Origin of the sequence: Labrys okinawensis (assembly GCF_002982075.1) — a bacterium.
Taxonomy (GTDB): domain Bacteria; phylum Pseudomonadota; class Alphaproteobacteria; order Rhizobiales; family Labraceae; genus Labrys; species Labrys okinawensis_A.
This window is the reverse complement of the sequence record NZ_PUEJ01000005.1, coordinates 379,067-405,157: the sequence shown is the minus strand read 5'-3', so window position 1 is coordinate 405,157 and position 26,091 is coordinate 379,067. Positions and strand designations below refer to the sequence as shown.

Here is a 26,091-nt window from a genome sequence, read left to right as displayed (position 1 = left end):
CTCCCGCACAGTGTCAAGCGTCAATTCGCAACGCACCCGAAATTCAGTTCGCAATGCGCGCCAGCCGGAAGCGCCGGATGTCCTCGGGCGTCAGAATTCGGATACTTCCGACGCCATATTGCTCGGCCAGATCGATCAGAGCGGGATTCACGCCCATTTTTTTCGAGTAGCTCCGCAGCATCTCGGTCACCTCGGGGAATCGCCGCGTGCTGCGCAGAACCGACATTGGATCGCTCCCGGAACTGTTGGGCAGATATTCGCGATGCACGCCGACTCGCGATCCCGCGGGGACGAATCGCTTATTGCCCCCCATCAGCGCATAGACGCAGGCCGACATGCATGAGCCGTTGACCGCAATTGGCTGCCCGCCCAGGGTGACGACCTGCCCGACGAAGACGCTGGTGCGCAATTTCCGCAGCACATGACCCAGATTGACGCCCTCGACCAGATGGCCGCCGGGCGAATCGATGATCAGCACGTTGCTGGCGCCGAGTTTGGAAGCCTGCTGGGCGAAGGCGAGGAAACGCTCCACCGTGCCGCTCGTCATCTCGCCCTTGGCGACCATCAGGCTGGGGCAGCGTTTGCTGCATTTGGTGCCGAAGGAGAGGCTCACCACCTTGAAATCCATGGCGGCAGCAAGAGCCGGCCGCGACGAGGCGCTCCAGCACAGCCCCACCGCAAGCGCCCCCAACCCGATGGCACGCAACAAAGACCTAACCATTATGTCTGCTTTTCCTTCGAGCGAAGCTCGCTTGGCGTTTGTTTGCTCTCACTCTTTGATACCGCGCGTCGCGGCGTTCCCGGCGCTGCGGCCAAGGCCCGGCGAATCGACCTTTATTCGATATCGGCAACCGGAGCCCGCACGACTCCCGCCGTTTCCAGCGCCCAGGCAGCCCGCAGGGCAAGATCCTCCCGCCAGGCGGGAGCGATGATCTGCACGCCGATCGGGAGTTTCTCGCCCTCGTTCCAGAGCGGTACCGTGACCACAGGCAGTCCAATAAAGGAAATCGGCTGCGTGAACAGCCCCAGATTCGCACGAAGCGGCATAGCCTGGCCACCGACCTCGATGGTGGTCGCATCGATTCTGGGGGCACGACAGGGCGTCGCCGGCGCTAGAATCAGATCGATTCGCTCGAAGATGCGATGCATCTCGGCCCGGAACCAATGGCGAAAGCGATGCGCCGCATTCACCCAGGTCGCCGGCACCATGTTGCCCGCGATCAGCCGGTCCCGCACCCCTGGCGCGAAATCCTTGGCACGCTCCCGCAGCCTGTTGCGATGCAGTGCCCCGCCCTCGGTAATGGTGATCAGGAAGGCCGCTGCCCGGGCAACCGCCGCCTGCGGGATCTCGATGGTTTCGCTGGCGTCGAGCGCCTTGGCGCAGCGCCGCACCGCGTCCAGCGCATCGCGGTTGCCCTCCGGGTGGAAATAGCCGCCCGCCACGGCAATACGCAGCCCCTCGATGCCGCGGCCGAGTTCGAACAGGGCCGGCTGCGCCGGGCGTTGAGCGCAACTCGGGTCGTCCGGATCGGGTCCTTGCATGGCATCATACGCAAAGGCGAGGTCGCGAGCCGAACGGGCCAGCGGGCCCATGTGGTCGAGGCTGGCGACGAAAGGAAAACTGCGTGCGCGGCTGAGCCGCCCGAAGGTCGGCTTCATGCCGAACAGCCCGCATAGGGAGGCCGGCACGCGGATGGCGCCATTGGTATCGCTGCCCAGGGCCAACGGCACGAAGCCCGCCGCCACGGCGCTTGCGGGGCCGCTGGAAGACCCGCCGGCCAAGTGGTCGAGGGCATGAGGATTTCGCGAGGGCACCCCATGCGTGTTCTGGCCGGTGAAATCATAGGCGTATTCGCCCATGTTGAGCGCACCCACGCAGATCGCCCCCTGCCCTTCCAGGCGTTCGATCAGCGCCGCATCCCGCGTGGCTGGCGGATTGTCGCGATTGATCCTGGAACCGGCGAGGGTGACGAGGCCGGCAATGTCGTAGAGGTTCTTCACGGCGAAGGGGACGCCGGCCAGGGCTCCGACAGGCTTGCCGGCGGCATGACGGGCATCGATGGCATCGGCTCGCGCCAGGGCACGCTCGGCGAGCACCGCCGTGAATGCCCCTACCCTGCCGTCCAGCCTTTCGATGCGCGCCAGGGTATGCTCGATCGCCGCGCGCGCCGTGAAACGCCCACTGCGGATGCCGGTGGAGATTTCCAGAATGCCCAGTTGCGGCGAGCAGCCCTGATCGAGCAGGCTGGTCATGCTTCGAAGACCGCAGCGGGCTGATCGCCGTCCTCGATCGGGAAGGACAGCACCAGTTGTGCCAGATCGGCCGTCAGCTTCAGATTGGCGGCAACGCCTTCGCGAAAATCAGGATCGATCTCGATTCCGATCATCGGTGCCATCGCATCGATGACCGCCTGCGCATCGAATTCGGGTTTGCCGCTCATCGCATCGCCCCTCGAGAATGATGTAGGCGGACTGTCCCCCCTTCGCTTCCCGAAGACAAGCCAAATGATGCGTCATCCCCGAAGTTTGCGTAGGCGCCGCCTTTCCATATGCTTGGCCAGGCGAAGAAAACGGAAATAAGCATAGTTCGTCGCCGTCGCGATGCCGTAAAGACCGCGAACGAAATGACGACGCACTATATAGGCCTTGAGGAAGTTGAGGGGGAATTCAGTCAGAATTCGCCAACTGCCGAGCGTCTTGCCCCTCTTGTCGAGATCTTCGGCCTGCTGCTCGGTATAGGCGTTCAACTTGGCGATTTCATCGCCGAGCGAGCGGATCGAATAATGATGGATGCGCCCCTTCAACCGCGCGATCCGCGGCTGACCGCTGAAATGCACGCGATCGTGCACGGTCGATTCGGCATAACGGCCACGATCGAATCGATAGAGCCGCACCGGCGCCAGCGTGTACCCCCAGGGGTGAGGCTCCCTTTCCCCCGGAAAGACCTCGGCGATGTTGATCTCATACCCGTCGGCCTTGGGCTCCCCGCCCGCGAACAGGGCACGGATCTCCGCCGAGAGCTGCGGCGACACCACTTCGTCCGCATCGATGTTGAGGATCCAGTTATGGCGGCACTGCGTCTCGGCAAAGCGCTTCTGCGGACCGTAGCCCGGCCAGGAATTGTGGATCACCCGGGCGCCGAGCTTTTCGGCGATTGTCTGCGTCCCGTCGGTCGACCCTGAATCGACCACGACCAGATCGTCCGTGAGACCGCGCACGGCCTCGATGGTCGCGCCGATGCGATCGGCCTCGTTGAAGGCGATGATGAAGACGGACAATGGCGGCGGGCCGGGCAGCCCGGACGGTGATGCGGGTGGCGACATGGCGGTGATCTAATCGAAGCCCCGAAAAATGGCCAGCCCGTCGGCCGCGGGCCGGTGATTTTGTTCCTCGCGACGCTGCGGCATCCGCCTAATGGCCAAGAGCGGCACGCCTCCTGTCGTGGTAATATTCATCGTGCCCACGTTGGGGTTGTAACGAAAGATCCAGCAAGGACGAAGATGTCATCGTCGCCGGCATGGGTTCCCGGCGCAGGCGTCATGCAAGCCTTCCGCTTTCGTCTCGGGATCGAGCCAGGTCAGGCATCGGCAGTTTTCATCGTGCACGTCGCGGATCGCCGTCTTCCGGCAGCGATGCCTCATGGCCGTCTCGAAACGAAGGACGCAGGGATCGCATCGTCAAGGGAGTCCGATGCCGGCTACGACAGGCCGCATTCGACGATAGGAGAGCAGCGATGGCCTTACAGAATGGAACGGTAGATCCGGACAAACTCAACGCCTTCATGGGCAAGATGCTCAATGATGTCGGTGCTGCGATGAACGCGTCGCTGCTGCTCATCGGCGACAAGCTCGGCCTTTACAAGGCCCTCGCCGAGGCCGGGCCGCTGACCTCGCAGGAACTTGCCGAGAAGACCGGGACCTCCGAGCGCTACATACGCGAATGGCTCGCGGCGCAGGCCGCCTCGGACTATGTGGTCTATGATCCCGGAACCGCCCGTTTTTCCATGCAGCCTGAACAGGCGGCGGTCTTCGCCGACGAGGACAGCCCGGTGTTCCTGGGAGCCGTGGGGGATCTCGTCGCGGCGACCCTGCGAGACGAGCCCGCCATTTCCGATGCGTTCCGCACAGGCCGAGGCGTCGGCTGGGACAAGCGGGACAAATGCCTGTTCTGCGGCACGGCACGCTTCTTCCGCACCGCCTATCGCCATCATCTCGTGCAGGACTGGCTGCCCGCCCTGGAGGGCGTGGTGGAAAAGCTGGAGCGAGGCGCGAGCGTGGCCGATATCGGCTGCGGGCACGGTGTCTCGACCATGATCATGGCCCGAGCCTTCCCCAATTCGCGCTTCTATGGCTTCGACTATCACCCGGGCTCGATCGACGATGCCACGGCCGCCGCCGAAACCGCGGGCATGGCCGATCGCATCACCTTCGAGGTGAGCACGGCCAAGACGGTGCCGGCGCGCGGCTACGATCTTGTCTGCTTCTTCGATTGCCTGCACGACATGGGCGATCCCGTCGGGGCCCTGCGCCATGTCAGGTCCACGATGGCACCGGAAGGAACCTGCATGCTGGTCGAACCCTTCGCCAATGACCGGCTCGAGGACAATTTCAATCCCGTCGGGCGCGTCTACTACGCCGCCTCCACCGTGATCTGCACGCCGGCTTCGCTGGATCAGGAGGTCGGCCTAGCGCTCGGTGCCCAGGCCGGCGAGGCGCGCCTGCGCAAGGTCGCGGCCGAAGCCGGCTTCACCCGCTTCCGCCGCGCCACGGAAACACCGTTCAACCTCATCCTCGAAGCCAGGCCGTGAGGCGATACAGGCGCTGCCGGCCGGAATTACACGGCGGGTCATCCCGGACGCTCCGCACCACGGACTGATGCGGCGCAGACACGGGATGACCAGGAGGTGAGTAATTATGCCGTGCCGGTCAGGCCGGCAGCATCTTTCGATACTGAATGAAGCCCGAACGGGAGGCTACCTGGTCGTAGAGGGCCTGTGCCTCGACATTGCTTTCGTGCGTCAGCCAATAGACGCGGCTGGCGCCCAGGCGCGTGGCCTCCTGATAGGACCATTCGATCAGCGCGCGGGCAACGCCTCTCCTGCGCGCCCATTCGGCGGTGAACAAATCCTGCAGGTAGCAATAGGGGCCCGGCGTCCAGGTCGAGCGATGCAGGATCAGGTGCACGATGCCGGCAAGCCGGCCATCGATGAAGGCACCATAAGCGGACATCGGTTCGGCGGGATCGTGGAAGCGAGCCCAGGTCAGCGCCGTCGTCTCCTCCGGCACCGACGCCTTGTAGAAAGTGAGATAGCCCTGCCAGAGCGGCTCCCAGGCAGGGCGTTCCTCCGCGGTGAGCGCGCGGATATCCATCAGTCGAGATTGAACTTCGACATCTGGCGATGCTCGCCATGGATGCGGCGCACCGTGCCGTTGAGCGAACGGTAGATCACCGTCTCGGTGGTGATCACCGGGCCGCGGAACTTCACGCCCTGCAGCAGTGCGCCGTCGGTCACGCCGGTCGCTGCGACGATGACGTCGCCGGAGGCGAGTTCCTCCATCTTGTATTTGCGGCTCGGGTCGGTGACACCCATCTTCAGGGCACGTTCCCGCTTGGCCTCTGTGTCGAGGATGAGGCGCCCCTGCATCTGGCCGCCGACGCAGCGCAGCGCCGCCGCCGCCAGCACGCCTTCGGGAGCGCCGCCCGTTCCCAGATAGATGTCGATGCCGGTCTCATGCGCATTGGTCGTGAAGATGACGCCGGCGACGTCGCCATCCGTGATGACGCGGATGGATGCGCCAACCTTGCGGATCGCCTCGATGATCGGAGCATGGCGCGGACGATCGAGAACCAGCGCGGTCAGTTCACGCGGTTTGACGCCCTTGGCCTTGGCAAGGGCGTGGAGATTGTCTTCTACGCTGGCATCGAGATCGACGATGCCCTCGGAATAGCCGGGCCCGATGGCGATCTTGTCCATGTAGACGTCGGGAGCATTGAGCAGCGAACCGGCGCTGGCCATCGCCATCACCGCGATCGATCCCGGCATGTCCTTGGCGCACAGCGTGGTGCCTTCGAGCGGATCGACCGCGATATCGACCTTCGGGCCCAGGCCGTTGCCGACCTTCTCGCCGATGAACAACATCGGCGCCTCGTCGCGCTCGCCCTCGCCGATCACCACGGTACCGTCGATCGGCATCTTGTTGAGTTCGCGCCGCATGGCGTCGACCGCCGCCTTGTCGGCGGCCTTCTCATCGCCCCGCCCGCGCAGCAATGCCGAGGCAACGGCGGCGCGCTCGGTTACACGGACCAGTTCAAGTGAAAGGATGCGCTCGATGACATCCGTCGGCTTGACCTGAATAATCTCCGACATGGCTTCCTCCGTTGTTGCGGCGCGTCGTCAGTTATGATTTGGCGCTCGATCAAACCATAACTGACGACACGCCCTGGGATATTGCTTATTCGCGCTCGATGCGGATCAACTGCGGCGTTTCCACGATGTAGCCATCGGAGACCATGGCATCGACGGCGCCGCGAATATCTGCCTCGGTGGTGGCGTAGGTGATGAGGATGACGGGCACGGCACCGGCGACCTTGCTCGGGTCGTCGCCGCCATAGACCTTGCCGCCCCGATGCTTTTGTACGATCGACTCCAGCGAGATCCCGCGCTCGGCCATGCGCGTGGCGATGCCCGCCGCCGCGCCCGGCCGGTCCGCCACCGAAAGACGGACATAATACCCGCCCTTGTGCGCCTGCATGGCAGCAGCCGGCAGGGGCTCGAGATCGCCGGTCTTGCGCCCGAACGGCGCTCCGGCCTGGCCTCGCGCGATATCGGCGATGTCGCCGACCACGGCCGAGGCCGTGGCCTCGCCGCCCGCTCCGGGGCCGACCAAGGTCAGTTCCGGCACGGCGTCGGCATCGATCGCCACCGCATTGGTGACGCCGTCGACCTGCGCGATCGGGGTCGATTTGGGCACCATGGTGGGATGGACACGCTGCTCGACGCCCGCTTCGGAGCGCGTGGCCACGCCCAGAAGCTTGACGCGATAGCCAAGCTCGTCGGCGGCCAGCAGGTCCTCGGTGGTGATGCGCTCGATGCCTTCCACATGAATGGCTTCGGCGTTCACCTGTGTCCCGAAAGCGAGGCTGGTGAGCAGGGCCAGCTTATGAGCGGTATCGAAGCCGCCAATGTCGAAGGTCGGGTCGGCCTCGGCATAGCCCAGGCGCTGCGCCTCCTTCAGGCAGGCGTCGAAGGACAGCCCCTCGGCCTCCATCTTGGTCAGGATGTAGTTGCAGGTGCCGTTCAGGATGCCATAGACCCGATCGATATTGTTGCCGATCAGCGCCTCGCGCAGCGTCTTGATGATCGGCACGCCGCCGGCGACGGCCGCCTCGAAATTGAGCGCGACGCCGGCCTTCTCGGCCCGCCTGGCGAGATCGACGCCGTGACGCGCCAGCAGCGCCTTGTTGGCCGTGACCACCGGCTTGCCGGCATCGAGGGCCGCCTTCACCGCTTCGTGCGCGGCTCCTTCCTCGCCCCCCATCAATTCGACGAAGACATCGATCCCGGGATCGCGGGCCAGCGCGATCGGATCGTCGAACCAACGGAAACGCTCCATCGGCAGGCCGCGGTCGCGCGTTCGCGAGCGAGCGGAAACGGCGGTGACCGTCACACCCCGACCGCAACTGGCGGCAAGGGCATTGGCACGACGATCGAGAAGGCGAATGGTAGAGGCACCGACGGTGCCAAGGCCGGCAATACCGATTTTGAGAGGGTCAGCCATCATCAGTCCGAACTTGAGATTGCGCACTTGTGCAATGGCGCGCCGCCGGGATCAAGTCATCCGGACAGGGATTTCTCGCGATGAACTTTCCAACTTTGATGGATAGCGCCTCACTCCTGCCGGAGCGCGGACATCCTGTCCGCTCCTGAAAACACCGCCTGCGCCGAAAAGAACGGACCTCCCGACATGCAGGGGACCGGCGCTCAATCGGCGGAAACAGTTTCCTTCCGGCCGCGGAAACCCGTGGCCAGCACATACATCTCACTGGAGCCCGCGCGGCTCGCCGCCGGCTTGAGATGTTTCACCACCGCGAAGTCACGCTTGAGCAAGGCAAGAACGTCGCCTTCCGTGCCCCCTTGGAAGACCTTGGCGAGGAAAGCCCCGCCCGGGGCCAGCACTTCCACGGCGAAATGGGCTGCCGCTTCCACCAGAGCGATGATACGCAGATGGTCCGTGGCGCGATGGCCCACCGTGTTGGCAGCCATGTCGGAGAGCACGAGATCGGCCGGGCCGCCGAGCATCGCCTTCAGCCGGTCGGGCGCGGCGTCGTCCATGAAATCCATCTGCTCGAAATCGACGCCGGGGATAGGATCGATGGGCAGCAGGTCGATCGCCACCACCTTGCCGCGGCCATTGACGGAATCGGTGATCTCCGCCGCCAATTGCGACCATCCGCCCGGGGCCGCACCGAGATCGAGCACGCGCTGGCCCGGCTTGAGGAGCTTGGCCTTGTCGTTGATCTCGATCAGCTTGTAGATCGCGCGCGAGCGCCGCCCTTCGCGCTTGGCGCGGGCGACATAGGGATCGTTGAGCTGGCGTTCGAGCCAGAGCTGCGAGGAATGCGTGCGCCCGCGCGCCGTCTTCAGCCGCACACCGAGTTCGCGCGCACCGCTGCCCCGGCCGGAACTGTTCTTGCCCTTGCCGGGACCTCCGCCCTTGCCTGCTCCACCACTCACGGGTTGCGCCCCGCACCGTTGTGACGCCAGACGCGATCCTCCTGCATCATCTGCACCAATAATCCTTCGCGCAGGCCCCGATCGGCCACGCGCAATCGCTCACAGGGAAAAGCCCGCCGAATGGCCTCGAAAATGGCGCATCCGGCCATCACCAGATCGGCCCGCTCCGGACCGATGCAGGCATTGGCGACGCGCTCCTCATACGTCATGTCCAAGAGACGTTCGAGCACATCATCGATCTCGCCGCGCGACATCCACAGGCCGTCCACCCGACGCCGGTCATAACGAGGCAGTTCCAGATGAATGCCGGCCATGGTGGTCACCGTGCCCGAGGTGCCCAGCAAATGCAGGCGCCTGACACGCTTGGCGATGGCTTCCCGGTGCGCGAACGAAGCCAGCATGCCAGACACGTCGTCCACCATGCGCTCGAAGCTCTCGCGCGTCACCCTGACGCCGCCATGGCGCTCGGAGAGCGTCACCACCCCGACCGGGAGCGACGTCCAGCCGCGCACTTTGGGCTGCCGGTTCCGGTCGGCCGGATCGATATCGAGCCAGACGATTTCCGAAGATCCCCCGCCGATGTCGAAAAGCACCACCCCGTCGAGATTGCGGTCGATCAGCGGGATGCAGCCGGCGGCGGCCAGGCGGGCTTCGGTCTCCCGGTCGACGATCTCCAGGTCGAGCCCGGTTTCCTTCAGCACGCGCTCGACGAAAAGCAATCCGTTGTCGGCGGCGCGGCAGGCCTCGGTGGCGATCAGCCTCGCGCGGTCGACGCGCCGGTCCCGCATCTTCTGCGCACAGACGGCAAGCGCATCGACAGCCCGCCCCATGGCATTGACATGCAGGCTGCCGCTGGCGCCCAACCCCTCGCCGAGCCGGACGATCCGCGAAAAGGCGTCGATGACGCGAAATCCCTCTCCCGTCGGGCGCGCAACCAGAAGGCGGCAATTGTTCGTGCCAAGATCAAGCGCGGCATAGGTGTGGTGACGGCGCGCCTGTTCTCCTTGCCGTAATTGCGGCACGGATAGATGTGCACCATCACTCGACCGAGGCGCTTGTGCCTCCAAACTTCGATCCACCAAAATACTACCTTGACCGTGCCCCGTCGCAATTTTCCTGCGCCACAGGCATTTCGCCACTTCGTCTGCGAGTGTAACAAGTTCCGCGCCGGTGGCGAGAAAGAATTCCATCTATGTTCGTGTTATCAAGATCATGAAGGCTCAAGCCAAGTTACGCGTGGCAGCGCTGATCGTCGCAGCGGGACGCGGATCGCGTGTCGGCGGCGCCGTTCCCAAGCAGTATCGCCTGCTGGGAGGGCGGACCGTCCTTGCCCGTACGCTCTCTCTTTTCGAACGCCATCCCGCCGTCGACAGCATCCTCACGGTGATCGGCACGGGAGACGAAGACCTGTTTGCGGCATGCTCGGCGGGAATCAGCAAGCAGGCCGGCCATGTCTTCGGGGGCAGCACCCGGCAGGCGTCCTGCCTCGCCGGACTGAAGGCTCTGATCGGCGATAGGCCCGATATCGTGCTCGTGCATGACGCAGCACGCCCCTTTGCGAGCCCCGCCCTGATCGACCGCGCGATCGAGGCGGCCCGCGCGCATGGAGCCGCCGTGCCGGGGCTGGCGGTCACCGACACCATCAAGCAGATCGACCTCGATGGCAGGGTCAAGGCAACACCGGAACGCAGCCTCCTGCGCGCCGTACAGACGCCGCAAGCCTTCGGCTTCGACCTGATCCTGTCAGCCCATCTTGCGGCGGCGGAAGCCGGCATCGAGACTTTGACCGACGATGGCGCCGTGGCCGAATGGGCCGGCCATCCTCTTCACATCTTCGAAGGCGAAGCCAGCAACATGAAACTGACGACCGAGAGCGACTTCCAGCGGGCAGAACAAGCCGCCAACGAATTGGCCGCCCTCGGCGACATCCGAACCGGAACGGGCTTCGACGTCCATGCGTTCGCCGAGGGTGACCATGTCTGGCTCAACGGGGTGAAGATCCCCCACGACCGCACGCTGAAGGGACATTCGGATGCCGATGTCGGCCTTCATGCCCTCACCGACGCCATTCTCGGCGCCATCGGCGACGGCGATATCGGTTCGCATTTTCCTCCTTCCGACCCGCAATGGAAGGGTGCCTCCTCAGATCGCTTCCTGGCCCATGCCGTCCGTCTGGTCCGGGCACGGGGAGGAGCGATCGCCCATCTCGACGTCACCCTGCTGTGCGAGGCGCCGAAGATCGGCCCGCATCGTGATGCCATGCGGGCGCGCATTGCCGAGATCGCCGGCATCGCCGTCGAACGGGTGGGCGTCAAGGCGACCACCACCGAGGGCCTGGGCTTTACCGGCCGGCGCGAGGGCATCGCCGCCATGGCCTCGGCGACGGTGCGGTTGCCCTGGGGCTAGTCGGAGCGCGGATTGTCCGCTCTCGGACGCCTTGCGTTTGACGATGAGGAGCGGACAAGATGTCCGCGCTCCGAGTGAGGATACCGGCCATGAATGACGAGATCTTCTTCGAACGGGCGAGCAAGGTTCTCGCGGCCTGCCGCGCCAAGGGCCTGATGGTCGCGACGGCCGAGTCCTGCACCGGCGGGCTGGTGGCCGGCGCCCTCACCGCCATTCCCGGCTCGTCCGACGTGGTGGACCGCGGCTTCGTCACCTACTCCAACGAGGCAAAGGCACAGATGCTCGGCGTTCCGCCGGCTCTGATCGAACGGGACGGCGCGGTGAGCGAAAGCGTCGCCTTCGCCATGGCGGAGGGGGCGGTGTTGCACTCGCGTGCGGGCCTTGCGGTGGCGATCACCGGCATCGCCGGTCCCGGCGGCGGCACGGCCGCCAAGCCTGTCGGCCTGGTGCATTTCGCGGCCTGGAGCCGGCAGGGGCCACGCCTGCATGTCGAGCGCCGCTTTGGCGACCTGTCGCGCTCGGAGATTCGCAAGCGAGCGGTCGAGCAGGCTCTCGATCTCCTGCTGAGACTTGCCGGCGAGATCAAGGTTACCGTTTGATACGAACAGACATGGATGCCGGTTTTTCCGGGATCGCAGGCTCCTTGCTTTCTAGGACGCTGCGATCGCCTTGCGGCCATAGACGACATCCGCGCGTTTTTCGAAGGCCTCGGCGAAACGACGGAAAGCGGCCTCGAACATCGCCCCCATCAGCATGCCGAGCGTACGGGAGCGGAAGCTGTAGTCGATGAAGAACTCGACGACGCAGCCGCCTGCCCCATCGTCCTTGAAGGACCAGCGGTTTTCCAGGTGGCTGAAGGGGCCATCGAGATATTCGACGAGAATCTGCAGCTTCTCCCGGTCCATGGTCACGCGGCTGCCGAAGGTCTCGCGGATCAGCTTGTAGGCCACCGTCATGTCGGCGACCATGACGAGGCGTCCGTCGTCCTGAGGCTGACGGCTGCGAACCCGCAACGCCGAGCAGAGCGGCACGAAGAGCGGGTATTTTTCGACATCGGCCACCAGGTCGAACATGTCGGCGGGCGAATGCTTGACGCGGCGCGTGGTACGGAAAGAGGGCATGATCAAACTCCGATGCCTTCATATAGGGATCGGCCGGCGGGCAAAACAGTTTAATCGGGGCATTCCGGCTGCAAAAGGGCGGAACCGCGTGGCGATTTCGTTTGACAAATTGTCGCGTGGCTTAAATGTTGACTTAGTCAACATTGAATGGCTTTCCCATGTCCGTCATTGACGATATCCGCGATTTCAACCGCTTCTATACCCGTAAATTGCGCCTGCTCGACCGGCACATGCCTGCCAGTTCCTTCCCCTTGCCGGAGGCGCGCGTGCTCTACGAACTCGCCACCGCCGGGGAACAGACCGCCGCCGATATCGGTCGGCGCCTCGATATGGACAAGGCACATCTCAGCCGGATCGTCGCGCGCCTGAAGGCCGGCCGGCTGGTGGAAAGCCGCACCGACCCCGCGCATGCCCGCCGCGACCTGCTGTCCCTGTCTGCCGCCGGCCGCCATGCCTTCGCCGAGCTCGAAGCCGGCACCAACGCGCAGCTCGACATCTTGCTTTCCCCGCTCGGCGAAGGAGATCGCAGCCAACTCGTCGGCGCCATGCAGGAAATCAAGAAGCTGCTCGACGTGACGGAGCGTGCGCCGCAGCCTGTCGTTCTCCGCAAGCCGAGGCCGGGGGATCTCGGCTGGGTCATTCATCGCCAAGCCGAACTCTACCACCAGGAATATGACTGGGACTGGACCTATGAAGGGTTGGTTGCCACCATCCTCGGGGATTTTGTCGCCAATTTCGATCCGGTGCGCGAGGACGCCTGGATCGCCGAGCTCGATGGACGCATCGTCGGTTCGATCTTCCTGATGAAGAGCGACGACGCCTCCGTCGGCAAGCTGCGCCTGCTCTATGTCGATCCCAGCGCCCGCGGGCATGGGCTGGGCAAGAGACTGGTCCGCACCTGCATCGAGCGCGCCCGAGACCTCGGCTATGCCTCCCTCACGCTGTGGACCAACGACATCCTGACCGCGGCAAGGAAGATCTATCAGGCCGAAGGCTTCGAGCTGGCGGCGGAAAACCGCCACCGCTCCTTCGGCAAGGACCTCGTCGGCCAGACCTGGACGCTGGATTTGTGACAGCCAGGATCGATCTTCTCAGCTCCATCGAGAGATGGAGCGGGATCGATGGAGAGAAATGTCAGTCGGAGACTGACACTCTATGCCGTCAGCGCCCCAGCTTCGCCGCCCGGTTGGCTTTGAGCCGGGCGAAATCATCGCCCGCATGGTGGGACGAACGGGTCAGCGGCGAGGAGGAGACCATCAGGAAGCCCTTGGTATAGGCCACCGTCTCATAGCTCTTGAACTCGTCCGGCGTGATGTAGGCGACCACCGGATGGTGCTTGCGCGAGGGCGCCAGATATTGGCCGATGGTGATGAAGTCGACATTGGCGGAGCGCAGGTCGTCCATTAGCTGCAGGACCTCGTTCCGCTTCTCGCCGAGGCCGACCATGATGCCGGACTTGGTGAAGATGGAGGGGTCGAGCTCCTTCACCCGCTGCAGCAGCCGCATCGAATGGAAGTAGCGCGCGCCGGGGCGGACGGTGAGGTAATTGGAAGCGACCGTTTCCATATTGTGATTGAACACGTCGGGCTTGGCCGCCACCACGATCTCGAGCGCGCCGTCCTTGCGCAGGAAGTCGGGCGTCAGGATCTCGATGGTGGTGCCGGGCGAATGGTGGCGGATCGCCTTGATCACCTCGGCGAAATGCTGGGCGCCGCCATCCTTGAGATCGTCGCGGTCGACCGAGGTGATCACCACATGGCTGAGGCCGAGCTTGGCCACGGCGATGCCGGTATGCTCGGGTTCCTTGGGGTCGAGCGGCCCGGGCATGCCGGTCTTGACGTTGCAGAAAGCGCAGGCCCGCGTGCAGGTGTCGCCCATGATCATGAAGGTGGCGTGCTTCTTGTCCCAGCATTCGCCGATATTGGGGCAGCCCGCCTCCTCGCAGACGGTGACGAGCTTGTTCTCCTTGACGATGGCCTGGGTGTCGCGCCAGCCCGGCGAGCCCGGCGCCTTGACGCGGATCCAGTCCGGCTTGCGTAGCATGGGCTGATCCGGCCGATGCGCCTTCTCGGGATGACGCGGCCGGTTGTCGTTGTTGAGGAGATCGAGGACGACAGCCATGACAAGCCTTTCGGTTCACTGCGGCCGATATATCAGGAAAGCCGGCCCTTCACCATTGCCGGACAAGCCCGGCAACTCCCTCGCGCATGCATGCCTGCACGATCGCAGGCATGCTGTGGAGCCAAGTGTTGCCTACATATGGATGGCGCGGCCATAGGCGTCCAGAACGCTCTCATGCATCATTTCCGACAGGGTCGGATGCGGGAACACCGCATGCATGAGCTCTTCCTCGGTGGTCTCGAGGTTCATGGCGATCACGAAGCCCTGGATCAGTTCGGTTACCTCGGCACCGACCATATGGGCGCCCAGCAGCCGGCCGGTCTTGGCGTCGAACACCGTCTTGACCAGGCCTTCGGGTTCGCCGAGAGCGATGGCCTTGCCGTTGCCGATGAAGGGGAAGCGGCCGACCTTGACGGTGAAGCCGGCTTCCTTGGCCTTCTTCTCGGTCAGGCCGACGCTGGCGATCTGCGGCGTGCAATAGGTGCAGCCGGGGATCTTGTCCTTCTCGAAGGCATGCGGGTTCTTGCCCGCGATCGCCTCGACGCAGACCACGCCCTCATGCTCGGCTTTGTGCGCCAGCATGGGCGGGCCGGCGACGTCCCCGATGGCGAAGATACCGGGCACATTGGTCTTGCCGAAGCCATCCACGACCACGCAGCCGCGATCGGTCTTCACCCCGAGCTTTTCCAGGCCGAGATTCTCGATATTGCCGACCACACCGACGGCCGAGATCATGCGGTCGGCCTCGATCACCTGGGACTTGCCGTCGCCCATCTCCACCGTCGCCTTGACCGAATTGGCCGTCTTTTCGACCTTGGTCACCTTGGCGCCCGACAGGATCTTCATGCCGGCCTTCTCGAAACGCTTGCGCGCATGGGCGGCGATTTCCTCGTCCTCGACCGGCAGGATCTGCGGCAGCACCTCGACCACCGTCACCTCGGCGCCGAGGGTGCGATAGAAGGAGGCGAACTCGATGCCGATGGCGCCCGAGCCGACCACGATCAGCGATTTGGGCATGTCCGGCGGCACCATGGCGTCGAAATAGGTCCAGATCAGCTTCTTGTCCGGCTCCAGGCCCGGCAGCACGCGCGGACGGGCACCGGTGGCGACGATGATGTTCTTGGCCTGATAGGTCCCAGGCCCCTGAGCCCCCTTCGGCGCGGGAATGGCCGGCCCCTGCACCGACTTGGTCGAGGCCTTGACTACGATCTCGCCTGGCTTGGTGATCTCGGCCTCGCCCCAGATCACGTCGACCTTGTTCTTCTTCAGGAGGAAGCCGACGCCGGTGGCGAGCTGGGCGGAGACGCCGCGCGAACGCTTGACCACCGCGCCGACGTCGGCCGTGACCGAACCGTTGAGCACCAGGCCGAAATCCTTGGCGTGCTGGGAATTGTGCAGCACCTCGGCCGAGCGCAGCAGCGCCTTGGTCGGGATGCAGCCCCAGTTGAGGCAGATACCGCCCAGATGCTCACGCTCCACCACAGCCGTCTTCAGGCCGAGCTGGGCGGAACGAATGGCGGTGACGTAACCGCCGGGGCCGGAGCCGATCACGATGACGTCGTAGGAACTCATTTGGGGTCTCCTCTTGGGCCCGGAGCCGGGATTGCTGCTCGCCTCGACACCGGGTCGGAAATCAGGTCTCAGATCGTCCGCTACAGCATTTTCCAGAAAGTCGGCGGACCTTCGATTAAGAAAACGCGTTAAAACAAAGAGTTAGGGGGAAAGTGCGATTCAGGAAAATCGCACTTCGCCCTAGCCTGCATTGGCGGCAGGCGTCGGAGTTGGGGTCGTCCCGGCCGGCGCTGCGCCCGCCGGAGAGTTCCGCGGCTGGGTCTTCCAATCGCGCGCGAAGGCGCATCTGTAATACCCCGTCGCGATATTGAGGGTCCGCGGCAGCTCCACGCAGATCACGGGCTTGCCCGTTCCCTGCTGCGGCAGCGGCTGGCCGGTCGCGGGATCGATTGCCGGCGCGGCGGCGGGCTGGCCGGGCGCCGATGGGCGTTCAAGCGTGGTCTTGCTCGAATCCAGTACGCTCCAGGCGACCGGAACCACACCGGGAACACCGTCCCGCCAAGCCCGGCCCGAACCATCCGGGTCGAGCGTGACGCGATAGCCGTCACCGATGGAAGCAATGCCGGACATGGCGATCTCGCGCGCCTGATCCATGGTCGGCTCAGGCCTGGGCGGGGCCGCAACGACGGGCTTTTCGGCCAGGCCAGGGGCGTTGCACCCTCCTAGGCCTGCCGCCAGCGCCAGGATCGCCAGACCCGGCATGCACACCCGTCCTGCGGCCCTGCCGCTCACACCAGCATCCCCATGGGCTTTTCGATATAGCCCTTGAAGGCCTGCATCAACTCGGCCCCGAGTGCGCCGTCGACGGCGCGGTGGTCGGTGGAAAGCGTCAGCGACATGATGGTCGCCACCTTGACCTCGCCGCCCTGCACCACCGGCTGCTTGATGCCGGCGCCGACCGCCAGGATGGTGGCGTGCGGCGGGTTGACGATGGCCGCGAAGGACTTCACCCCGAACATGCCGAGATTGGAGACCGAACCGGTGCCGCCCTGATATTCCTCGGGCTTGAGCTTGCGGCTCTTGGCCCGGGCTGCGAGGTCCTTCATCTCGTTGGAGATGGCGGAAAGCGTCTTGGCCTCGGCATTGCGGATGATCGGCGTGATCAGCCCGCCCGGAATGGAAACGGCGACGCCGACATCGGCGTGCTTGTGCTTGAGCATGGCGCCATCTGTCCAGGAGACATTGGCGTCCGGCACGGCCTTGAGCGCCAGCGCATAGGCCTTGATCACCATGTCGTTGACCGAGACCTTGAAGGCGGGCTTGCCTTCCTTGGTCAGCGGCGCGCCATGGTTGATCTGCTCGCGCAGGGCCAGCAGCGCGTCGATCTCGACCTCCACCGTCAGATAGAAATGCGGGATGGTCGACTTGGCCTCCGTCAGGCGGCGCGCAATGGTCTTGCGCATGCCGTCATGCGGGATCTCCTCGAAGGAACCAGGCGCGAACAGCTTCTTGGTGGTTTCGTCGGAGGCACCAGCCGGCGCGGCGGGAGCCGGCGCTGCCTGGGGAGCTGCCGCGGCCTGGGCCGGTGCCGCCGCCGGAGCGGCCTTGGCGCCGCCGCCGGCGATGGCAGCCTTGACGTCCTTCTCGATGATGCGGCCATGCGGGCCGGAGCCCTGGATGGCGCCGAGGTCGAGGCCGGCCTCCTTGGCGAGACGCTTGGCCAGAGGCGAGGCGAAGATCCTCGCACCGGCCTGGGACGGAGCAGGTGCGGGCGCGGGAACGGCCGGCGCAGAGGCGGCGGCAGGCGCAGGGGCGGCCGGAGCAGGAGCGCTCGAAGCCGCGGGAGCCGCAGCCGCCGGAGCGGCAGCGGCAGCGGCCTTGGGGGCCGGCGCGCCGCCGGCGGCGGCAACCGCCTTGGCGTCCTCGCCCTCGCCGGCGATCACGGCGATGAGTTCGTTGACCGGCACGTCGGCGGTGCCTTCCGGCACAACGATCTTGGCCAGCACGCCTTCGTCGACGGCCTCGACTTCCATCGTCGCCTTGTCGGTCTCGATCTCAGCCAGCACGTCGCCGGACTTGATGGTGTCGCCTTCCTTCTTCAGCCATTTGGCCAGATTGCCCTTCTCCATCGTGGGAGACAGAGCCGGCATCAATACATTCACGGGCATCGGCAACTCCTCAGCGATAGAGGACGGCTTTGGCCGCCCCGACGACTTCGGCCACGCTCGGCAAGGCAAGCTTTTCGAGGTTGGCGGCATAGGGCATCGGCACGTCCTTGCCCGAAACGCGCGCGACCGGCGCGTCGAGATAGTCGAAGGCCTGCTCGTTGACGCGGGCGGCGATTTCCGAACCCACGCCCGATTGCTGCCAGCCTTCCTCGACCACCACGCAGCGGCCCGTCTTCTGTACCGAGGCGATCACCGTATCGGTATCGAGCGGACGCAGCGAGCGCATGTCGATGATCTCGACGTCGATCCCCTCGCCTGCCAGCGCTTCGGCGGCCTTCAGCGCATAGGTCATGCCGATCGACCAGGCGACGAGCGTGACGTCCTTGCCGGGCTTGACCACCTTGGCCTTGCCGATCGGCAGCACGAAGTCGTCGAGCTTGGGCACGGGGTGGCTGTGGCCGTAGAGGATCTCGTTCTCGAGGAAGATCACCGGATTGGGATCGCGAATGGCAGCCTTGAGCAGGCCCTTGGCATCGGCGGCCGAATAGGGCGCCACCACCTTGAGGCCGGGGACATGCGAGTACCAGGCACCGTAATCCTGGCTGTGCTGGGCCGCCACGCGGGCTGCCGCGCCGTTGGGGCCGCGGAACACGATCGGGCAACCCATCTGGCCGCCGGACATGTAGAGCGTCTTGGCGGCGGAGTTGATGATGTGATCGATCGCCTGCATGGCGAAGTTGAAGGTCATGAACTCCACGATCGGCCGCAGGCCCGTCATGGCCGCGCCGGTGGCAATGCCAGCGAAGCCATGCTCGGTGATCGGCGTGTCGACCACGCGCCGCGCGCTGAACTCCTGCAGCAGCCCCTGCGTGATCTTGTAGGCGCCCTGATATTCGGCGACCTCTTCGCCGATCACGAAGACGTTCTCGTCGCGGCGCATTTCCTCGGCCATCGCATCGCGCAGCGCTTCGCGGACCGTCTGGGTGACGAACTCGGTGCCGGCCGGGATCTCGCCGGAGGCATCATGGGCCTCGACCGGCGCCGGGGCCGACTGCGCCACAGCGGGAGCGGCAACGGCTGGAGCGGCGGCAGGCTGCGCAGCCGCGGCGGGAGCAGCAGAGGGCTGCGGGGCCGGGGCGGAAGCGGCCGGCGCTGCGGCCTCGCCCTCCCCCTGGATGAAGGCGATCTTGGTGTTGACGGTGACATTGTCGGTGCCCTCGGGCACCAGGATCTGCGTGAGCACGCCTTCATCGACGGCTTCGACTTCCATCGTCGCCTTGTCGGTCTCGATCTCGGCGATCACGTCGCCGGACTTGATGGTATCGCCTTCTTTTTTGAGCCATTTGGAGAGTTTGCCCTGCTCCATGGTGGGGGAGAGGGCCGGCATCAGGATATCAGGCATGGGTGCCTCGAAGTCTGGAGAATGGGATGTACGCGAGCAGGCCGGGACGGCCGACGATCACTTCAGGATGTCGGTCCACAGCTCCGAAGGATCGGGCTCGGGATCGTTGGTCGCGAAATCGGCGGCATCGTTGACGATGTCGCGGATCTCGGAATCGATCTTCTTCAACTCCTCCTCGCTTACGCCATGCTCGCCGAGCAGGCGCGCGCGGCTCTGCTCGATCGGATCATGCTCGGTCCGCATCTTCTGGACTTCGTCCTTCGAACGGTACTTCGCCGGATCCGACATCGAGTGGCCGCGATAGCGGTAGGTCAGCATTTCCAGGATATAGGGCCCCTTGCCGGAGCGGGCGTGCTCGATCGCCTTCTGGCCGGCCGCATAGACGGCGCGCACATCCATGCCGTCGACCTGCTCGCCGGGAATGTTGAAGGAGAGGCCACGGCGGGAGAAATCGGTCTGGGCCGAAGCGCGGCTCACCGAAGTGCCCATGGCGTATTTGTTGTTCTCGATCACGTAGACAACCGGCAGCTTCCACAGGGCCGCCATGTTGAAGCTCTCATAGACCTGGCCCTGATTGGCGGCGCCGTCGCCGAAATAGGTCAGGCTTACCTTGCCGTCGGAGCGATAGGCATTGGCGAAAGCCAGGCCCGTCCCGAGAGACACCTGCGCGCCCACGATGCCATGGCCGCCATAGAAGGCCTTCTCCACCGAGAACATGTGCATCGAGCCGCCCTTGCCGTGCGAATAGCCGCCCCGGCGTCCGGTCAGCTCGGCCATGACGCCGCGGGGCGCCATGCCGGCCGCGATCATATGCCCGTGGTCGCGATAGCCGGTGATGACCTGGTCGCCCTCGCGCGAAGCCGTCTGCAGCCCGACCACGACGGCTTCCTGCCCGATATAGAGATGGCAGAAACCGCCGATCAGGCCCATGCCGTACATCTGCCCCGCCTTCTCCTCGAAGCGGCGGATCAACAGCATCTCGCGATAAGCGCTGAGCTCCTGTTCGCGGGAGAACGACGATGCCGTCTTGGTTGCCCCCGCTGCCTTGCCCGAGCGGGCGGCAGTCTTCGAAGCCTTGCTAGCGGTAGCAGCGGCCTTTGCGGCTGTAGCGGCCATGAACCCTCCGATTATTGGTGGCTAAGCTGAGGAAGTGCTAGCGCATCCAATATCAAAAAGCGAGAGCCACACCCAAATGCTGCACTGCAACATATTGAACATGCAATATAATTATGGATTAACTCGAATTCAGTTTATTTAGCAATAAACTCAATTCCTGTTATTATTTGACACACTTATGTCATACTTCGGCGTCGCCGGACAGCGCCGTCGAAATGGAAATCGATTTACCGGGGACGATACCGCAACAAGTGGAAAGCCGAGCCTATTTGCCCAGCAAGACTACTTCGTCATTGGGATGAACCAGCCCGAGCACGTCGCGTGCTTTCTCGTCGAGCATGTCCGGATCGATCGCCTGTGACCTGAGCAGGTTCACACGCCGGTCGAGAGCGGCATGCTCCTTCTGCAGCAGAGCCAGTTCATTGCCCAAATCCTGCTTCTGCTGGTCGAATTGGTGCTGTGCCTGGATGCCATGCTCGCCGTTGAAGGCTTGATAGGAGAAATACGCGATGGCTGCGGCCGCTCCCGCCAGAAGCGCGAGCTGGTTCAAGATGGCGCGGATGCGTGTGCGAATGACCATGAGGGCATGCTAGGCCCGGATGGTTGATATTCCGTTGACGCCGCTTGCTGCAGCGCAAAATCAGCAGCCTTTAAGCCCCTTCCGCATGCCGGGCCGGCAGGACCGCCATGCAAAAATGCGGCCCAAATAAAAAGCCGGGGAGCAGAAGCTCCCCGGCCATCGTCTTCAACGCCGATGAATCAGGCTCAGGCGAGCGCCTTCAGAGCAGCGCGGCCGCCATAGAGCGCCTGGGTGCCGAGGGCCTCTTCGATGCGCAGGAGCTGGTTGTACTTGGCCGTGCGATCCGAGCGGGCAAGCGAACCGGTCTTGATCTGCCCGCAATTGGTGGCGACGGCGAGGTCGGCGATGGTGGAATCTTCGGTCTCCCCCGAGCGGTGGGACATCACGGCGCGATAGCCGGCCTTGTGGGCCATCTCAACGGCCGCGAGCGTCTCGGTCAAGGTGCCGATCTGGTTGACCTTGACCAGGATCGCGTTGCCCAGCCCCTTCTTGATGCCCATCGACAGGCGCTCGGTGTTGGTGACGAACAGGTCGTCGCCGACGAGCTGCACCTTGCTGCCGATCTTGTCGGTGAGTTGCTTCCAGCCATCGAAATCGTCTTCCGACAGGCCGTCCTCGATCGAGACGATCGGATAGTCCGCCGTGAGCTGGGCCAGATAGTCGGCCTGCTCGGCGATCGAACGCTTCACGCCTTCGCCGCTGTAATCGTAGACGCCGCCCTTGAAGAACTCGGTGGCGGCACAGTCGAGCGCCAGCATCACGTCCTCGCCCGGCTTGTAGCCGGCCTTCTCGATGGCGCTCATCACGAAATCGAGCGCGGCCTTGGCCGACGGCAGGTTGGGAGCAAAACCGCCCTCGTCGCCGACATTGGTATTGTGGCCGGCATCCTTCAGCCCCTTCTTCAAGGTGTGGAAGATCTCGGCGCCCATGCGCAGGCCTTCGGCGAAGGTCGGCGCACCGACCGGCATCACCATGAATTCCTGGAAGTCGATGGGGTTGTCGGCATGCACGCCGCCATTGACGATGTTCATCATCGGCACCGGCAGGACGCGGGCGGCCGGACCGCCGACGTAACGCCACAGCGGCAGGCCAGCCGACTGGGCTGCCGCCTTGGCCACGGCTAGGGAGACGCCGAGAATGGCGTTGGCGCCCAGGCGCGACTTGTTCGGCGTGCCGTCGAGATCGATCATGGTCTGGTCGATCTGGATCTGGTCCTCGGCGTCCAGGCCGCCGAGCGCTTCATAGATCTCGCCATTGACGGCCTCGACCGCCTTTTCCACGCCCTTGCCGCCATAGCGCTTGCCGCCGTCGCGCAACTCGACCGCCTCATGCGCACCGGTGGAGGCGCCGGAAGGCACGGCCGCGCGCCCTGTCGAACCGTCCTCCAGCAAGACATCGACCTCGACCGTCGGATTGCCACGGCTGTCCAGAATTTCGCGGGCGATGATGTCGCTGATAGCGGTCATGGGGCTGCTCCTGTTTGCAATCACGGATCGTTGTCGCGCTCATAGCGGATGAATGGCCATGGCGAAAGAGCAAAACAACGTCACCAAACTGCCATCTCAGACGCGCGCGGCCTTGGACGGCAACAGACGGGCCTGTACTTCGTCGAGCATTTCCCGGCGCGTCGGTGTCATACCACCGGCAGCCTCGGCCACCTTATGCATGAGATCGATCAGGTCCTTGCGCTCGTCTGCCGCCAGCTGCTTGTCGAACAGCGGCGCCAATTCACGGAACAGCACCGAGAAGCTCGGGGTGTTGCGGGCGACATATTCGGCAAAGGTCCGATGTTCGACCAGCTTGTCGCCATAGCCGAACACGTTGCGGGCGGCATCCTCGATCAGCCTTTCCGCAGCCGGCAGCACGGCGTGATCGACGCTGCCCAGCTTGATCAGCAGGGCGAGAGCGCCATCGCGCGCTTCCGTCACGGAGCGTACCGCCGCTTTCGCCTCCGCGTCCCGAGCCCGCTGCATGCGCCGCTGGCGCGCCGCCGCGCTGAAATAGGAAGCGATGACTTCGTGCCCGTCAAAGCGGATCAACCAAAAGACGAACCAGCCCATGAAGGCACTCAGGATCAAAGCAATGACCGGCATGGTATTCCCCAGCGTTAGTATGGAGGTCTTGCCACGAAAAAGTCACATTGTCACGACGCCCGACATTGCCCCACGCAAAGCCTGTTCACGCAGAAACACCTGTTTGCGCTCACAGTCTGTTTTGACCGCAATCCTTGGTGATGGCGGCCAATCGCGAAATGCCCTGGGAAACAGCTTGCATGGATGCTGAAAATCGCCGATTGGCGAGCCGAGTATCCGTGCATGGGAGACAGACATGCCCAGTTTCGACCCTTCCACCCTGCAACTCGGCAGCGAAAGCAAGATCCCCTCCTCTCCCGAGGAAGCCAGGCTCGACCGCGTTCCCAATCCACAGGCGGATACCCTTTATCTCGCCCGTTTTACCTGCCCCGAATTCACCTCGCTGTGCCCCGTGACGGGCCAGCCCGATTTCGCTCATCTCGTCATCGACTATGCGCCGAAGGACTGGCTGGTGGAATCAAAGTCGCTCAAGCTCTACCTCACGAGCTTCCGCAATCACGGCGCCTTCCACGAGGACTGCACCGTGGCCGTCGGCCGCCGGCTCGTCGACCTTCTGGAACCGCGCTGGCTGCGGATCGGCGGCTACTGGTATCCGCGCGGCGGCATTCCCATCGACGTGTTCTGGCAGACAGGTAAGCCGCCGGAGGAACTCTGGCTGCCGGATCAAGGCGTTCCGAGCTATCGCGGGCGGGGCTGAGGGAGCGAGAACGCCTCTGGGCGCTGACTTGGGAGATAAGGCGCGGGAAGATGGAGGGGCGATCTCCAGATCGACCACCTTCGCCCTCTATTTCGCTCGAAGTTTACAAGACGGTCGATCTGGAGATCGACCCTCCAATGTTACGCCACGACCATAATGCCAGCGCTCATGGAGGAAAGCTCCCTTCCCGAACTCAACCCTTGACGATGGCGTCGAACTGCTTCAAGCGCGCGAGCAATGCCTCGAGCTGGTTGAGCGGCACCATGTTGGGGCCGTCGGACGGGGCGTGATCGGGATCCTGATGCGTCTCGATGAAGACGGCGGCCACGCCGACCGCCACGGCGGCGCGGGCCAGTACCGGTACGAATTCGCGCTGGCCGCCGCTCGATGTCCCCTGCCCGCCCGGCTGCTGCACCGAATGGGTGGCATCGAACACCACCGGCGCACCGATCTGCTCGGCCATGATCGGCAAGGCGCGCATATCGGTCACCAACGTATTGTAGCCGAAGGAGGCGCCGCGCTCGGTCACCAGCACATTGGGATTGCCGGCCTCCGTGATCTTGGCGACGACGTTCTTCATGTCCCAGGGGGCCAGGAACTGCCCCTTCTTCACGTTGACGACCCGCCCGGTGCGGGCAGCAGCCACCAGCAAATCGGTCTGCCGCGACAGGAAGGCGGGAATCTGCAGCACGTCGACGACCTGGGCGACCTTGGCGCATTGATCGTTTTCATGGACGTCGGTGATGACGGGCACGCCGAATTTCTCGCGGATTTCCGCGAAGATCGGCAGAGCCTTTTCGAGACCGACACCGCGAGCCCCCTTGGCCGAAGTGCGGTTGGCCTTGTCGAACGAGCTCTTGTAGATCAGGCCCAGGCCGAGCTTGTCGGTGATCGCCTTGATGCCAGTCGCCATCTCCATGGCATGATCCCGGCTCTCCATCTGGCACGGGCCCGCGATCACGGTGAGCGGCAGCGCGTTGCCGATACGGAGCTTGCCGAGGGAGACGACGGAGTTGGCGGCGGTCATGGGCGCTCCTGAAGTTGAATTGTCATGCGGGAGATAAGGCCGACAGGATGGGAAGGCAAGTTTGGCGCATATCGCGGGACCGCAACCGTCTCGCTTCCGTGCACTGACCTTACCGAGACAGGTGCGGGATTGGTGTGCCGATCTCCAGATCGGCATTCCCGGAACGATGGATTTGCCGGAAAAGGAAGATGCCGATCTAGAGATCGGCACACCAACCCGTCATCTCCGCTCAGGCCCTGAGCTCTTCGAAAATCAGGGCTGTGCCGAAATTGTCGGCGGCCGCTACGGCCAGATGCTTGCGGTGGCGGATGAAGGGGATGCCGGCCTGCTCCAGGCGGGCGGCCATGGCGTCCAGCGGCGCCGTCACCTTGAAGGCGGCGAGACGCGGGCCATCGGCGAGCGACAGCGCCGGTTCGAGGCCGAGCACGTCGCGGTAGCAATCCGGCGACATCGCCTCCACCGTCCCGCGTGGCGTGACGATCGCCATGTTGCGGGCGCTGGCGCAGACCGCCCGGGCGCCCGTGAAGGCCTCGAAGAAGGGCACTGATGCCGCCGGTTCTCCGGCCAGCATGACGACGCCGCCGAGTTTGACGGCTCCGTTCTCGTGGCGCTGGAAGTCGGGGTTCCAGAAATTCTGCGGCTCGTGCTGCTGCGTGGCGAAAAAACCCGCCGCCGGCATGGCCGCGTCGGCGGCGAAGGCCAGCGTGAAGGCGACACGGACCTCGGAGCCATCAGGCCGCTTCGCCTGGCGTTCGAAGAAGAACGGCTCGAAGCCGCCGATGCCGGCCTCGTCAAAGGCCAGCTTGTCGGCGGCGGCATCCTGCGCCTCCACCACCAGCATGGCGAAACCGTCTCCGTAACGGGCAAGATAGCCTCGGGAGAAGGTGGCAAAACGCGAGCGCTCGGCCCAAGCCGCGTCGGTGATGCCTTCCGCGCCGACCGTGATCAGTTCCAGGAAACTGCCCGGAAACTGGACCACATGGTTCTCTGTGCCCCAGGGATGACGGTTGCGGGCACCGACGGTAAATCCCATCGCCCGGTAATGCGCGGCTGCGGCCTCGAGATCGCGAACGGCAAGAACGAGGTGGTCGAGACCGCGGGACATGGCGTTGCT

At 64.5% G+C, this 26,091-nt stretch carries 26 protein-coding genes; 5 read left to right on the top strand and 21 right to left on the bottom strand.

From position 1 onward, the window contains the following. Positions 1–43: 43 nt before the first annotated feature. The 4 genes from C5L14_RS15550 to C5L14_RS15535 all read right to left on the bottom strand — a co-directional run bounded on the left by C5L14_RS15550 (position 44) and on the right by C5L14_RS15535 (position 3,323). Complete coding sequence (locus tag C5L14_RS15550; RefSeq protein WP_146126926.1) at positions 44–721, bottom strand: hypothetical protein; 678 nt, start codon at positions 719–721, stop codon at positions 44–46. A 113-nt stretch (positions 722–834) separates the two neighbouring features. Further along, on the bottom strand, positions 835–2,253 hold the full coding sequence (locus C5L14_RS15545; RefSeq protein WP_105862951.1) for an AtzE family amidohydrolase: 1,419 nt from the start codon (positions 2,251–2,253) through the stop codon (positions 835–837). Then, positions 2,250–2,441, bottom strand: coding sequence for a DUF4089 domain-containing protein (locus C5L14_RS15540; protein WP_105862950.1), 192 nt, complete (start codon positions 2,439–2,441; stop codon positions 2,250–2,252). The genes C5L14_RS15545 and C5L14_RS15540 overlap by 4 nt, the downstream gene beginning before the upstream one ends. Positions 2,442–2,513: 72 nt before the next feature. Continuing rightward, positions 2,514–3,323 (bottom strand): glycosyltransferase family 2 protein, encoded by an 810-nt coding sequence (locus C5L14_RS15535; RefSeq protein ID WP_105862949.1) that lies wholly within the window; start codon positions 3,321–3,323, stop codon positions 2,514–2,516. Positions 3,324–3,733: 410 nt separating this feature from the next. On the opposite strand from C5L14_RS15535, the gene C5L14_RS15530 reads away from it, so the two are divergent. Next, positions 3,734–4,807: a class I SAM-dependent methyltransferase gene (locus C5L14_RS15530; protein WP_105862948.1), complete on the top strand. Its 1,074-nt coding sequence runs from the start codon at positions 3,734–3,736 to the stop codon at positions 4,805–4,807. 118 nt (positions 4,808–4,925) lie between these two features. Here C5L14_RS15530 and C5L14_RS15525 read toward each other — a convergent pair whose 3' ends face one another. The 5 genes from C5L14_RS15525 to C5L14_RS15505 form a co-directional block, all read right to left on the bottom strand. Then, positions 4,926–5,369, bottom strand: coding sequence for a GNAT family N-acetyltransferase (locus tag C5L14_RS15525; protein WP_105862947.1), 444 nt, complete (start codon positions 5,367–5,369; stop codon positions 4,926–4,928). Continuing rightward, on the bottom strand, positions 5,369–6,367 hold the full coding sequence (glpX, locus tag C5L14_RS15520) for a class II fructose-bisphosphatase (protein ID WP_105862946.1): 999 nt from the start codon (positions 6,365–6,367) through the stop codon (positions 5,369–5,371). The genes C5L14_RS15525 and glpX overlap by 1 nt, the downstream gene beginning before the upstream one ends. 85 nt (positions 6,368–6,452) lie before the next feature. After that, positions 6,453–7,778, bottom strand: a complete 1,326-nt coding sequence (locus C5L14_RS15515) for a homoserine dehydrogenase (RefSeq protein WP_105863241.1) — start codon at positions 7,776–7,778, stop codon at positions 6,453–6,455. Positions 7,779–7,981: 203 nt separating this feature from the next. Next, positions 7,982–8,734: an RlmE family RNA methyltransferase gene (locus tag C5L14_RS15510; protein WP_105862945.1), complete on the bottom strand. Its 753-nt coding sequence runs from the start codon at positions 8,732–8,734 to the stop codon at positions 7,982–7,984. Further along, on the bottom strand, positions 8,731–9,924 hold the full coding sequence (locus C5L14_RS15505) for a Ppx/GppA phosphatase family protein (RefSeq protein ID WP_105862944.1): 1,194 nt from the start codon (positions 9,922–9,924) through the stop codon (positions 8,731–8,733). The genes C5L14_RS15510 and C5L14_RS15505 overlap by 4 nt, the downstream gene beginning before the upstream one ends. A 22-nt stretch (positions 9,925–9,946) precedes the next feature. Here C5L14_RS15505 and C5L14_RS15500 point away from each other — a divergent pair, with 22 nt between their 5' ends. Together C5L14_RS15500 and C5L14_RS15495 are read left to right on the top strand one after the other, a co-directional pair. Further along, the gene (locus C5L14_RS15500) at positions 9,947–11,140 is read left to right on the top strand and encodes a bifunctional 2-C-methyl-D-erythritol 4-phosphate cytidylyltransferase/2-C-methyl-D-erythritol 2,4-cyclodiphosphate synthase (protein ID WP_105862943.1); all 1,194 of its coding nucleotides are present in this window, start codon (positions 9,947–9,949) and stop codon (positions 11,138–11,140) included. Positions 11,141–11,229: 89 nt separating this feature from the next. Beyond that, the gene (locus C5L14_RS15495) at positions 11,230–11,739 is read left to right on the top strand and encodes a CinA family protein (protein ID WP_105862942.1); all 510 of its coding nucleotides are present in this window, start codon (positions 11,230–11,232) and stop codon (positions 11,737–11,739) included. 51 nt (positions 11,740–11,790) lie between these two features. Here C5L14_RS15495 and C5L14_RS15490 read toward each other — a convergent pair whose 3' ends face one another. Continuing rightward, on the bottom strand, positions 11,791–12,261 hold the full coding sequence (locus C5L14_RS15490) for a type II toxin-antitoxin system RatA family toxin (protein WP_105863240.1): 471 nt from the start codon (positions 12,259–12,261) through the stop codon (positions 11,791–11,793). A gap of 158 nt (positions 12,262–12,419) precedes the next feature. Here C5L14_RS15490 and C5L14_RS15485 point away from each other — a divergent pair, with 158 nt between their 5' ends. Beyond that, on the top strand, positions 12,420–13,334 hold the full coding sequence (locus C5L14_RS15485) for a bifunctional helix-turn-helix transcriptional regulator/GNAT family N-acetyltransferase (protein WP_105862941.1): 915 nt from the start codon (positions 12,420–12,422) through the stop codon (positions 13,332–13,334). 88 nt (positions 13,335–13,422) lie between these two features. Here C5L14_RS15485 and lipA read toward each other — a convergent pair whose 3' ends face one another. From lipA to C5L14_RS15440, 9 genes are all read right to left on the bottom strand, one after another. Further along, a complete protein-coding gene (lipA, locus tag C5L14_RS15480) occupies positions 13,423–14,382 on the bottom strand; it encodes a lipoyl synthase (RefSeq protein WP_105862940.1) in 960 nt (319 codons plus the stop codon). Between the two features lie 132 nt (positions 14,383–14,514). Next, on the bottom strand, positions 14,515–15,954 hold the full coding sequence (gene lpdA, locus C5L14_RS15475) for a dihydrolipoyl dehydrogenase (RefSeq protein WP_105862939.1): 1,440 nt from the start codon (positions 15,952–15,954) through the stop codon (positions 14,515–14,517). 180 nt (positions 15,955–16,134) lie between these two features. Then, complete coding sequence (locus tag C5L14_RS15470; RefSeq protein ID WP_146126925.1) at positions 16,135–16,656, bottom strand: hypothetical protein; 522 nt, start codon at positions 16,654–16,656, stop codon at positions 16,135–16,137. Positions 16,657–16,682: 26 nt separating this feature from the next. Next, on the bottom strand, positions 16,683–18,062 hold the full coding sequence (locus tag C5L14_RS15465; RefSeq protein WP_105862937.1) for a pyruvate dehydrogenase complex dihydrolipoamide acetyltransferase: 1,380 nt from the start codon (positions 18,060–18,062) through the stop codon (positions 16,683–16,685). A 10-nt stretch (positions 18,063–18,072) separates the two neighbouring features. Continuing rightward, complete coding sequence (locus C5L14_RS15460) at positions 18,073–19,464, bottom strand: pyruvate dehydrogenase complex E1 component subunit beta (protein WP_105862936.1); 1,392 nt, start codon at positions 19,462–19,464, stop codon at positions 18,073–18,075. Between the two features lie 57 nt (positions 19,465–19,521). Further along, on the bottom strand, positions 19,522–20,580 hold the full coding sequence (gene pdhA / locus C5L14_RS15455) for a pyruvate dehydrogenase (acetyl-transferring) E1 component subunit alpha (RefSeq protein WP_105862935.1): 1,059 nt from the start codon (positions 20,578–20,580) through the stop codon (positions 19,522–19,524). A gap of 265 nt (positions 20,581–20,845) precedes the next feature. Beyond that, positions 20,846–21,160, bottom strand: a complete 315-nt coding sequence (locus C5L14_RS15450; RefSeq protein WP_105862934.1) for an FtsB family cell division protein — start codon at positions 21,158–21,160, stop codon at positions 20,846–20,848. Between the two features lie 185 nt (positions 21,161–21,345). Next, positions 21,346–22,626 carry a phosphopyruvate hydratase gene (eno, locus tag C5L14_RS15445; RefSeq protein WP_105862933.1) on the bottom strand — a complete coding sequence of 427 codons (1,281 nt, stop codon included), beginning with the start codon at positions 22,624–22,626 and terminating at the stop codon, positions 21,346–21,348. Positions 22,627–22,722: 96 nt separating this feature from the next. After that, positions 22,723–23,253, bottom strand: coding sequence for a hypothetical protein (locus C5L14_RS15440; RefSeq protein ID WP_105862932.1), 531 nt, complete (start codon positions 23,251–23,253; stop codon positions 22,723–22,725). Positions 23,254–23,488: 235 nt separating this feature from the next. Between C5L14_RS15440 and queF the strand changes: the two genes are divergently transcribed. Next, positions 23,489–23,950 (top strand): preQ(1) synthase, encoded by a 462-nt coding sequence (queF, locus tag C5L14_RS15435; RefSeq protein WP_105862931.1) that lies wholly within the window; start codon positions 23,489–23,491, stop codon positions 23,948–23,950. A gap of 193 nt (positions 23,951–24,143) precedes the next feature. Here queF and kdsA read toward each other — a convergent pair whose 3' ends face one another. Further along, positions 24,144–24,977 carry a 3-deoxy-8-phosphooctulonate synthase gene (gene kdsA / locus C5L14_RS15430; protein ID WP_105862930.1) on the bottom strand — a complete coding sequence of 278 codons (834 nt, stop codon included), beginning with the start codon at positions 24,975–24,977 and terminating at the stop codon, positions 24,144–24,146. A gap of 229 nt (positions 24,978–25,206) precedes the next feature. Then, positions 25,207–26,082, bottom strand: a complete 876-nt coding sequence (locus C5L14_RS15425) for a VOC family protein (protein ID WP_105862929.1) — start codon at positions 26,080–26,082, stop codon at positions 25,207–25,209. Positions 26,083–26,091 lie beyond the last annotated feature (9 nt).

Excerpts from the sequence above, each read along its gene's own strand:
- C5L14_RS15550 (WP_146126926.1), bottom strand. The coding sequence starts at position 721 with ATGGTTAGGTCTTTGTTGCGTGCCATCGGGTTGGGGGCGCTTGCGGTG.
- C5L14_RS15545 (WP_105862951.1), bottom strand. The coding sequence starts at position 2,253 with ATGACCAGCCTGCTCGATCAGGGCTGCTCGCCGCAACTGGGCATTCTG.
- C5L14_RS15540 (WP_105862950.1), bottom strand. The coding sequence starts at position 2,441 with ATGAGCGGCAAACCCGAATTCGATGCGCAGGCGGTCATCGATGCGATG.
- C5L14_RS15535 (WP_105862949.1), bottom strand. The coding sequence starts at position 3,323 with ATGTCGCCACCCGCATCACCGTCCGGGCTGCCCGGCCCGCCGCCATTG.
- C5L14_RS15530 (WP_105862948.1), top strand. The coding sequence starts at position 3,734 with ATGGCCTTACAGAATGGAACGGTAGATCCGGACAAACTCAACGCCTTC.
- C5L14_RS15525 (WP_105862947.1), bottom strand. The coding sequence starts at position 5,369 with ATGGATATCCGCGCGCTCACCGCGGAGGAACGCCCTGCCTGGGAGCCG.
- glpX (WP_105862946.1), bottom strand. The coding sequence starts at position 6,367 with ATGTCGGAGATTATTCAGGTCAAGCCGACGGATGTCATCGAGCGCATC.
- C5L14_RS15515 (WP_105863241.1), bottom strand. The coding sequence starts at position 7,778 with ATGGCTGACCCTCTCAAAATCGGTATTGCCGGCCTTGGCACCGTCGGT.
- C5L14_RS15505 (WP_105862944.1), bottom strand. The coding sequence starts at position 9,924 with ATGGAATTCTTTCTCGCCACCGGCGCGGAACTTGTTACACTCGCAGAC.
- C5L14_RS15500 (WP_105862943.1), top strand. The coding sequence starts at position 9,947 with ATGAAGGCTCAAGCCAAGTTACGCGTGGCAGCGCTGATCGTCGCAGCG.
- C5L14_RS15495 (WP_105862942.1), top strand. The coding sequence starts at position 11,230 with ATGAATGACGAGATCTTCTTCGAACGGGCGAGCAAGGTTCTCGCGGCC.
- C5L14_RS15490 (WP_105863240.1), bottom strand. The coding sequence starts at position 12,261 with ATGCCCTCTTTCCGTACCACGCGCCGCGTCAAGCATTCGCCCGCCGAC.
- C5L14_RS15485 (WP_105862941.1), top strand. The coding sequence starts at position 12,420 with ATGTCCGTCATTGACGATATCCGCGATTTCAACCGCTTCTATACCCGT.
- lipA (WP_105862940.1), bottom strand. The coding sequence starts at position 14,382 with ATGGCTGTCGTCCTCGATCTCCTCAACAACGACAACCGGCCGCGTCAT.
- lpdA (WP_105862939.1), bottom strand. The coding sequence starts at position 15,954 with ATGAGTTCCTACGACGTCATCGTGATCGGCTCCGGCCCCGGCGGTTAC.
- C5L14_RS15470 (WP_146126925.1), bottom strand. The coding sequence starts at position 16,656 with ATGCCGGGTCTGGCGATCCTGGCGCTGGCGGCAGGCCTAGGAGGGTGC.
- C5L14_RS15465 (WP_105862937.1), bottom strand. The coding sequence starts at position 18,062 with ATGCCCGTGAATGTATTGATGCCGGCTCTGTCTCCCACGATGGAGAAG.
- C5L14_RS15460 (WP_105862936.1), bottom strand. The coding sequence starts at position 19,464 with ATGCCTGATATCCTGATGCCGGCCCTCTCCCCCACCATGGAGCAGGGC.
- pdhA (WP_105862935.1), bottom strand. The coding sequence starts at position 20,580 with ATGGCCGCTACAGCCGCAAAGGCCGCTGCTACCGCTAGCAAGGCTTCG.
- C5L14_RS15450 (WP_105862934.1), bottom strand. The coding sequence starts at position 21,160 with ATGGTCATTCGCACACGCATCCGCGCCATCTTGAACCAGCTCGCGCTT.
- eno (WP_105862933.1), bottom strand. The coding sequence starts at position 22,626 with ATGACCGCTATCAGCGACATCATCGCCCGCGAAATTCTGGACAGCCGT.
- C5L14_RS15440 (WP_105862932.1), bottom strand. The coding sequence starts at position 23,253 with ATGCCGGTCATTGCTTTGATCCTGAGTGCCTTCATGGGCTGGTTCGTC.
- queF (WP_105862931.1), top strand. The coding sequence starts at position 23,489 with ATGCCCAGTTTCGACCCTTCCACCCTGCAACTCGGCAGCGAAAGCAAG.
- kdsA (WP_105862930.1), bottom strand. The coding sequence starts at position 24,977 with ATGACCGCCGCCAACTCCGTCGTCTCCCTCGGCAAGCTCCGTATCGGC.
- C5L14_RS15425 (WP_105862929.1), bottom strand. The coding sequence starts at position 26,082 with ATGTCCCGCGGTCTCGACCACCTCGTTCTTGCCGTTCGCGATCTCGAG.